The 8,944-nt window shown below is 39.1% G+C and carries 8 protein-coding genes; all 8 read left to right on the top strand.

Going from position 1 to position 8,944, the window contains the following annotated elements:
* Nucleotides 1–99 precede the first annotated feature (99 nt).
* The 8 genes from ROSEINA2194_RS11900 to ROSEINA2194_RS11865 all read left to right on the top strand — a co-directional run bounded on the left by ROSEINA2194_RS11900 (nucleotide 100) and on the right by ROSEINA2194_RS11865 (nucleotide 8,880).
* A complete protein-coding gene (locus ROSEINA2194_RS11900) occupies nucleotides 100–885 on the top strand; it encodes an ABC transporter permease (RefSeq protein ID WP_007887289.1) in 786 nt (261 codons plus the stop codon).
* Nucleotides 861–1,679, top strand: a complete 819-nt coding sequence (locus tag ROSEINA2194_RS11895) for an ABC transporter ATP-binding protein (protein ID WP_007887288.1) — start codon at nucleotides 861–863, stop codon at nucleotides 1,677–1,679. Before ROSEINA2194_RS11900 ends, ROSEINA2194_RS11895 begins: the two co-directional genes overlap by 25 nt.
* A gap of 91 nt (nucleotides 1,680–1,770) precedes the next feature.
* Nucleotides 1,771–2,847 carry an ABC transporter substrate-binding protein gene (locus tag ROSEINA2194_RS11890; protein WP_007887287.1) on the top strand — a complete coding sequence of 359 codons (1,077 nt, stop codon included), beginning with the start codon at nucleotides 1,771–1,773 and terminating at the stop codon, nucleotides 2,845–2,847.
* A gap of 128 nt (nucleotides 2,848–2,975) precedes the next feature.
* Nucleotides 2,976–3,797: a sugar phosphate isomerase family gene (locus ROSEINA2194_RS11885; protein WP_007887286.1), complete on the top strand. Its 822-nt coding sequence runs from the start codon at nucleotides 2,976–2,978 to the stop codon at nucleotides 3,795–3,797.
* Nucleotides 3,798–3,866: 69 nt separating this feature from the next.
* Nucleotides 3,867–5,012, top strand: a complete 1,146-nt coding sequence (gene nagA / locus ROSEINA2194_RS11880; RefSeq protein ID WP_007887285.1) for an N-acetylglucosamine-6-phosphate deacetylase — start codon at nucleotides 3,867–3,869, stop codon at nucleotides 5,010–5,012.
* An 83-nt stretch (nucleotides 5,013–5,095) separates the two neighbouring features.
* The gene (locus tag ROSEINA2194_RS11875; protein WP_007887278.1) at nucleotides 5,096–6,589 is read left to right on the top strand and encodes a sensor histidine kinase; all 1,494 of its coding nucleotides are present in this window, start codon (nucleotides 5,096–5,098) and stop codon (nucleotides 6,587–6,589) included.
* A gap of 20 nt (nucleotides 6,590–6,609) precedes the next feature.
* The gene (locus tag ROSEINA2194_RS11870) at nucleotides 6,610–7,284 is read left to right on the top strand and encodes a response regulator transcription factor (protein WP_007887276.1); all 675 of its coding nucleotides are present in this window, start codon (nucleotides 6,610–6,612) and stop codon (nucleotides 7,282–7,284) included.
* A gap of 96 nt (nucleotides 7,285–7,380) precedes the next feature.
* Complete coding sequence (locus tag ROSEINA2194_RS11865; RefSeq protein ID WP_007887272.1) at nucleotides 7,381–8,880, top strand: sulfatase family protein; 1,500 nt, start codon at nucleotides 7,381–7,383, stop codon at nucleotides 8,878–8,880.
* Nucleotides 8,881–8,944 lie beyond the last annotated feature (64 nt).

The following is an 8,944-nucleotide window of genomic DNA, read 5'->3' as shown; positions in this document are numbered from 1 at the left end:
TTTGAAAAAGGATGAAAAAAGTTCATCCTTATCAAAAACAAAATAGAGGTCTATACTTTGAATCAAGAAAGAAGTTCCGAAAGGGAAGGAGACGGTATTATGAATAACAAAAACAAATCTCTGGCAGATAAAATACCAAAGAGAGTCTGGTTACTGATCTCATTTGCAGTGGCTATGCTGTTCTGGTATATTTTATCAATTATTCCATCAACAAGCAGAGCGTTCCAGAATGTTGTGGTAGTTTGTCAGAGCATTAAAACAATGATTGACAGAGGTGTTCTGGGTACGGATATTTTATCCAGTTTGATTTCAGTTGTAGCAGGTTATGTGCTTGGTTTTGTAATCGCACTTCCGGTTGCAATCCTTATGGCATGGTATAAACCGGTTCGTTATATTATTGAACCATGGATCCAGTTCATCCGTAACATCCCACCACTTGCTTATGTACCACTTATTGTAATTGCGGCAGGTGTTGGAAGAAAACCACAGATCATCGTTATCACGATTGCATGTTTCTTGACAATGTGCATTACAATCTATCAGGGTGTTATCAATGTAGATGAGACACTGATCAAAGCAGCAAGAGTTCTTGGAGCAACAGATAAAGATATCTTCATCAGAGTTATTGCTCCTGCAACATTACCATTTATCCTGACAGCAGTAAGACTTGGAGCTTCTGTAGCACTTACAACACTGATCGCTGCAGAATCTACTGGAGCAACAGCCGGTTTGGGAATGAGAATCAGATCTCTGAACAACAGCTTTGAATCTGCACCAATGCTTTTATACATTATTATCATTGGTATCTTAGGTATCTCAATGGAGAAACTGATCAAATATCTTGAAAGGAGACTGACATCATGGCAGGAGAAGAGAGAGATTTAACAAATCGCGATGACAGCAGACCGGTTCGTGTAAAAGTTGATAACGTAAAGAAGATATATAATACAAGAAATGGTGAGATGGTTGCATTAAACGGAGTGACACTTGATATTCATGATAATGAGTTCATCTGTGTCGTAGGACCATCCGGATGTGGAAAATCCACTTTATTGAATATTATCGCAGGATTATTAGAGCCGACAAGCGGAGCAGTATACTGCAATGGAAAAGAAGTAAAAGGAACCGGTACAGACCGTGGCGTTGTATTCCAGCAGTATGCATTATTCCCATGGCTTACTGTTAAGAAAAATGTTATGTTTGCATTAGAGATGCGTGGCATCAAAGGAAAACAGGCAGAAGAAGAGGCAATGAAATATTTGGAGATGGTTCAGTTGGAGAAGTTCGCAGAACATTATCCAAAAGAATTATCCGGTGGTATGAAACAGCGTGTTGCTATCGCAAGAGCATATGCAGCAGAGCCTGAAGTATTACTTATGGATGAGCCATTCGGAGCTCTTGATGCACAGACACGTACCCAGTTACAGACAGAGCTGTTAGAGACCTGGCAGAGAGAGAAGAAGACGTGCTTCTTTATTACACATGATGTTGAGGAAGCAATCATTCTTGCACAGACAGTTATTATCATGAGCGCCCGCCCGGGACGTATCAGAGATATTGTAAAGATTGATATTCCATATCCACGTACCCAGGAGACAAAGATGACAAAGGAATTCATGGAACTTAAAAATGAAATCTGGAGTCAGGTATATCAGGAATATCTGGAAGTAAGAAAATAATAAAAAGGTTGTAACCGGGAAACCGGATTATAATGATAACTAAGGGAATTGGGGGAAATTCCAAATATCCAATTTAAGGAGGAAAAACAACATGAAAAAGAGAATATTGAGCTTATTAATGGTAGGTGCTATGACAGCAGGAATGCTTGCAGGATGCGGCAGCAAGACAGATGCACCTGCTGACAACACAGCAAAAGAAGAGACACCGGCTACAGAAGAAGCAAAAGAAGAGACACCGGCTACAGAGGAGAAGGAAGCTGTAGAGCCAGTTACATTAAATGTAGCTTACATGCCAAACTATGGAAGCTTATGGTCAGTTGAGAACGCAATCGCTCAGGGTTACTTAGAAGAAGAAGGAATCACAGTAAATCTTGTAGAGTTCCAGGATGGTCCGACAATCATTTCCGCTATGGAGTCAGGAAGTATTGATGTCGGATATATCGGACAGGGTGCTCATAAACTTTGCATCAACGGACAGGCAACAATCTTTGCATTATCCCATATCTCCAATGGTGATGCATTGATCGGAGGCGAAGGTATTACATCTATCGAAGACTTAAAAGGAAAACAGGTTGCTTACTCTTCAGGAACATCCAGTGAAGATATCCTTGTAAACTCACTTACAAGTGTTGGATTGACAATGGATGATATCGAAGCAATTGATATGGATGCATCCGGAATCGTATCCGCTATGTTATCCGGTAAAGTTGATGCAGCTGCAACATGGTCACCAAACAGCTTAAAGATCTTAGAAGAAGATGCAAATGCTACAAAATTAGCAGACAACATGACATTCTCTGACAAAACTGTATCTCTTGCAAGCTGGATCTGCATGCCAAAATATGCAGAAGAGAACAGAGATGTCTTAGTACGTTTCACAAGAGCATTATTCAAAGCAATGGATTATGCGGCAGCAGATCATCAGGAAGATACAGCTGCTTTAATCGCAAAACAGATTGCAGGCGATCAGGATACAGTATATGATCAGCGTGGTGATGCAGAATGGTTAACAGGTAAAGAGGTATCTGAAGGTGCAGCAGATGGTACAGTAGAAGGATACTATGAGTTACAGAAGGAGAACTTCATCGAGGCAGGTGCTGTTGAAGTTGACCCACCAGTATCTGATTACGTATTATTAGATGTTATGAAAGAAGCTGGAGAGTACTAAAAGAAAACGCACACAGCATTTGAAAAGTAAATGAAATAACAAGGCTGTTACGCTAGACCAGGAGTTCTGGAATCGGTGTGGCAGCCTTATTGTAACGCTGATGTAGACAGGAAAGGTTGGAAGAGAAAATGAAACATGAATATTATTATTATAACAAAGAAGAACTGTTAAAAGCACCAAAAATTCCGTTGATCGTTATGGAAGATAATGCTGCTGTATTTAAATCAATGGCAGATGAAATGGTAGAAGAAATCAAACGTAAAAATGCTCTTGGTGAGAATACAGTATTTATCTGCCCTGTAGGTCCTGTAGGACAGTATCCGTATTTTGTAGATATGGTAAATGAGCAGAATATCAGCCTGAAAAATGTATGGTTTATTAATATGGATGAATACCTGACAGATGATAAAGAATGGATTGACAAAGAGGATAAATTGAGCTTCCGTGGATTTATGGACAGAACGGTTTACACCAAAATTAAACCAGAACTCGTAATGCCGGAAGAACAGAGAATTTTCCCGGATCCTAAAAACCTGACACATATTCAGGATATGATCAAAAAACTTGGTGGAGTAGATATTTGCTTCGGGGGAATTGGAATTAATGGTCATGTTGCATTCAATGAGGCTTCTGATACAATGACACCGGATGAGTTCCTGGCTCAGCATACAAGAGTTCTTGAAATCTCAAAAGAAACAAGAGCTGTGAATTCAATTGGTGATTTAAATGGTGCATTAGATGATATGCCACATTACTGTATCACAATCGGCATTAATGAAATCGCTCATGCAAGAAAAATCAGATTAGGATGTTTCAGAGACTGGCACAGAAGTGTTGTAAGACATGCAGCTTATGGCGAAAAAACAGCACATTTCCCAGTAAGCTTATTGCAGGATCATCCGGACATCAATATTAAATTTACAGAGTTTGTTGCTAACCTTCCGGAATAAAAAGAATAAAAAGGCTGCCGCACATAATTTTGTGTGGCAGTTTATTGTATAAGAAGAGGAGAAAAAATCATGAGCAGATATATCGTAAATGGAGAAGTTTATATTGAACATCGTTTTTTAAAGAAAACAATTAAAATTGAAGATGGTAAACTTATTATTTTACCACCGGATGCACCAATTGAAGATGGGGCAGAAGTGTATAATGCAGCAGGAAAGAAAGTAGTGCCTGGATTTATTGATGTACATACACATGGTGCAGTAGGTGTAGATGTTAATGCGGCAACAGCAGAAGATTATGAGAAAATCTGCCGTTTTGCAGCCGGAAATGGAACGACTTCATGGTTATGTTCTGTTTTGACTGATACAAAAGAACAGACAGAATGGTGCATTGATGAATATAAGAAACATCAGAAGATGGAGCATAAAGGAGCAAATTTACTTGGTATTCATCTGGAAGGACCATTTTTGTCTTCAGAGTACAAGGGGGCTATGCCGGAGCATCTTCTTCAGAAAGCCAATATGCCACTTCTGAAAGAATATCAGGACAGAGCAGAAGGAAACATCCGTTATATTACGATTTCTCCGGAAGTAGAAGGACTTATTGATGACATTCCGGCAATGAAAGAGCTTGGTATTACTGTTGCAATCGGACATTCCGGAGCAGATTATGATACAAGCTGGAAAGCAATCAACAACGGTGCAGAATGCTGTACACATACATTTAATGCGATGAAACTTTTACATCAGCATTTTCCTGCAATTATGGGAGCTGCATTAGAATCTGATATTTACTGTGAGGCAATCTGTGATGGAAGACATCTTCACCCTGGTACAGTACGTCTTCTTTTGAAAGTGAAAGGACTTGACAAAGTAGTTGCAATCACAGATTCAATTATGGCTGCAGGTCTACCGGATGGAAGATATAAACTTGGAGTAAACGATGTTATTGTTGAAGATGGTGATGCAAAGCTGGAAAACGGAGTAAGAGCCGGAAGTACCTTAACACAAAATGTTGCTTTGAAAAATCTTCTTGCATTTACAGGAAAACGTCTGGAAGAGATTTTACCGCTTCTTTCAGAGAATCCAGCCAGACTTATCAAAGTATACGATAAAAAAGGATCGATTGCAGATGGAAAAGATGCAGATATCGTTCTTTTAGATGCGGAGAATGACATCGCAGATGTATTTGTTGGAGGAAATCTCATAGAGAGGTAGAAGAAAACAAAAAATAGTGTTAAAATATAACTGAATATTTTTTTGTTAAAAGATTTAAGAAAACGGAAACAGGAGACAAAAACATGTTACTTATTTTGGCATTCAGCTTAGTTATTGCATCGGTATTCTTGATCATTTACAGAAAAAATAAAGATTCCATCTTATGGCTGGGACTTTGTACAAGTCTTATGTTGGAATTATGTGGTGTTATGCTTTTTATTGCAAAAAAAGGTGGCATTTCACAGGAAGTATTAACATTTCTGTATTTTTCAAGAAACATATATCGGAAGATGCAGTATTTCCTGATCACATTAGGTCAGCTGGGATATCTGATTGCCATAGGCAGGTCTCTGTTTCCGTTTTTTTTGCTGAGGATTGCAATGAATTATTCAATGCTTCCGGGACTTAGAAAGCGGAAAACATGGGTTAAATTATCAAGGGTCATACCGATCATGTCGCTGATTCTTTACTTTCCATCAGTTTATAGAATGATTGTTCATAACAGGGAAAGTATGCAGGAGATTATAGCAAAAGGAAATATGATCTGGATCAATCTATATCTGACAGTATCTGTGGTGATTTTATTAATCGAGTATTTTTCCATTTCAATCCTGTTTTTGAAGAGGCAATTTCAGCAGACAGTAATCTTTTTGGTGTCGATTTCGGCAATTTATCTTATTTACTATCATCAGGATCCGGGGCAGGTTTATCTCTTTTACGGGTATTCGATCGCATGGAATAGGGGAATCGGATATCTTCAGATTAATCCGTCTCTGGCAAGTTATATTATGCTTGTGATTGTAAATATCATTTGTGCTGTGCTTGGCTTTTACAGTCTATTTAAATATACAAAAGGTGATTATGAAGTTGCCATGACGGATGTTGTGATGGAACGGAAATTCGATACAGTGAGGGTAGGAGTTTCAATGTTCGTTCACAGCATGAAAAATCAGCTTCTTGCCAACAAGGTTATTTATAAAAGAATTGACCAGATTTACAGTCAGCCGGAGCCGGATACGGTGAAGCTGAAAGAATGTATTGATGCACTCCGGGCTACAAACGATACAATGTTTACAAGAATTGAGGAACTGTACCGCAGTGTAAAATCTAATTCCATTACGATGATGCCGGTTAATATTCAGGAGATCATAGACACGGCATTAGAACGGTTTCACAATAAATTTCCGGATGCGGGAGTGCGCATCCAAAACGAGGAAGTGTCTATGGTTCTTGCAGATAAGGATCATCTGTGTGAGGCAATCTATAACCTTCTGATCAATGCAGAAGAAGCCGTCATAGCTGCAGAACGGGGAGAAGATGGGCAGGTATGCTTAAAATGCAGGAATGAAAGATTATATACTTTGATCGAGGTCAGTGATAATGGACTTGGAATGTCAAAGAGTCAGATAAAGAAGATTTTCGATCCGTTTTATTCCAGCAAAAATTCTAACTATAACTGGGGAATGGGCTTATATTATGTCAGAGAGGTTGTAAAAAGCCATCTGGGTAAAATGAGAGTGGAAAGTACAGAGGGAAAGGGAAGTAAATTCTATATTTTAATTCCAAAGTACGAATAGATAACAGACAGGAGAAGAAAATGGCAGATAAGAAAAAGATTTTGATCGCTGATGATTTTCAGCTTTTAAGAGAGGATCTTACAGAATTGATCAACAATCAACGGGATATGGAGGTTGTAGGGACTGCTTCTTCAGGAAAAGAGATTGTAAATCTTGCCAGAAACACAGAGTATGATCTGATATTGATGGATATTGAGATGGAGACAATGAACGCAGGTATTTTAGCAACGCAGGAAATACGGGAGGCTGACCCGGAAGCCGGCATTATCTTTCTGACAGCACATGAGACCCGCGAGATGATCGTGACAGCCATGGGTGCAGGAGCACTTGATTATATTGTAAAAGGATGTGAGGATGAAGAAATACTTTACCATATCCGCTGTGCTCTCAAAGGGAATCCAATTATGTCAAATAAGATCCATGAGACTGTGATGCAGGAATATGCCAGACTTCAGCAGAGTGAGAAGAGTCTGCTTTTTTTCATAAATAATATTTCAAAACTTACTGCAACAGAACGTGAGATGATAAAGTTGCTTTTACAGGGGTATAAGGTACATGAGATTGCAGAAGCACGCAGTGTGGAGGTAAGTACGATAAAGACACAGATCAAAGGACTGCTCCGTAAATTCGGATGCAGCAGAACAAAAGAGATCGTGCAGATTATAAGAGAATTGAATATTGAACACTTGTTTTAAAATGAAATAACATAGCATTCGCACTGGTATTTAATGGGTGCGGGTGCTATAATATTTTAAATACTTAATTAAAATATTTAACTAAGGAGAAGGGGAATGAAACAACCAGATATTTTATTATTTATGAGTGACCAGCATGGGGCAGATTATTGTTCCTGGGGGGATGTAAAAGTGGACACTCCGACATTAGATGCTATAAGAAAAACAGGAACTGTATTTGAAAATACGTATACATCCTGCCCACTTTGTGTTCCGGCACGAATTTCTTTTATGTCATCTAAGCTGCCATCAGATACAGGGTGCTATGGTAATCAGGATGCGTTACCGGATATTACACCTTGCTTTACACATGCACTGGTTGCGGCCGGATATGAGACGGTTTTAGCCGGACGCATGCATTTTGTGGGGGAAGACCAGAGGCATGGTTTTACAAAACGTATTGCACCGGATATTACGCCGGTAAGCTGGACGGTACCGAAAGAAAAAATGGCACAGGAACGTGGAAATCTTATGGGGTGTCAGGGCGAACCATTCTGTCTGAATTATGTAGGTGCAGGGGAATCACCGGTAATGAACTATGACAAAATGGTAATTGAACAGGTATTGGAATATTTAGAGGAACCACACGAAAAGCCGCAATTTATTCTGGTGGGAACCTATGGACCACATTTTCCATATATTACGTCAAAAGAGATGTATCTCAAATATTACGACCGTGTAGAAAAACCATCTTTCTATGAACCGGAAGAAATCCCTGAGTACCTGCAGGATTTTGAATTGCAAAGTAGCCGTATGCGTGGGGAAGAGGCACGTTGGAAAGTGACAAGAGGAGCAAGGGCTGCTTATTGTGGTCTGGTCGAAATTATGGATTCACAGATTGGAAAAGTGAAAAAAGCCTTTGAAAAATATACAGAAAGGCACGGTACAGAAGGAATCTTTGGTTATTGTTCAGATCATGGAGATACATTAGGAGAACGACGTATGTTCGGTAAGCAGACTTATTATGAGAAATCTGCAAAAATTCCATTCCTTCTGACAGGATCTGGTGTGCCGGCAAATAAACAAATACAGGCATTGACAAGTATTATGGATATTGGACCTACAATTTGTGAACTGGCAGGAACAGAATATACATTTGGAGAAGGAAGAAGCCTTCTGCCTTATTTTGCAGGCGAAGAGGATGGAGAGAGAATTGTAGTCAGTCAGTTTGTCGAGAAATATAAAGGTGAAAGTTACGCAAGTATGATGCTCCGTTACAAAAATTATAAATATATTTCATATCATCATTATGAGAATAAGGATATGCTTTTTAATCTGAAAGAGGATCCGAAAGAAGGCCATAATTGTATTACAGAAAAGCCGGAAGTTGTTGAATATCTTAAGAATGAGAGAAGAAAACTGATTTCTTTTGATGAAATGGAAAAGCAGCGGGCTGACCATGGGAAGCGGGCACAATTATTTATTGCAGTCGAAAAAAACACTGGTATAAATGATGAGGAACGCTGGAAAGACAATCCTCCGGAAGCAAGAGGAGAGTTGGAAATTGCTGCTGCAAGCGAACCGATCGTTCCGGGAAGCAGAATCATGAGGATTTAAACATATAAAGTGATAATAAGTGAACTATAAAAAGAACGCAAACGTTTGATAAATGTTTGCGTTC

Origin of the sequence: Roseburia inulinivorans DSM 16841, assembly GCF_000174195.1 — a bacterium.
GTDB classification, from domain to species: Bacteria; Bacillota; Clostridia; order Lachnospirales; family Lachnospiraceae; genus Roseburia; species Roseburia inulinivorans.
Note: the sequence above shows the minus strand (reverse complement) of the source record. Positions and strands in the feature narration are given on the sequence as shown.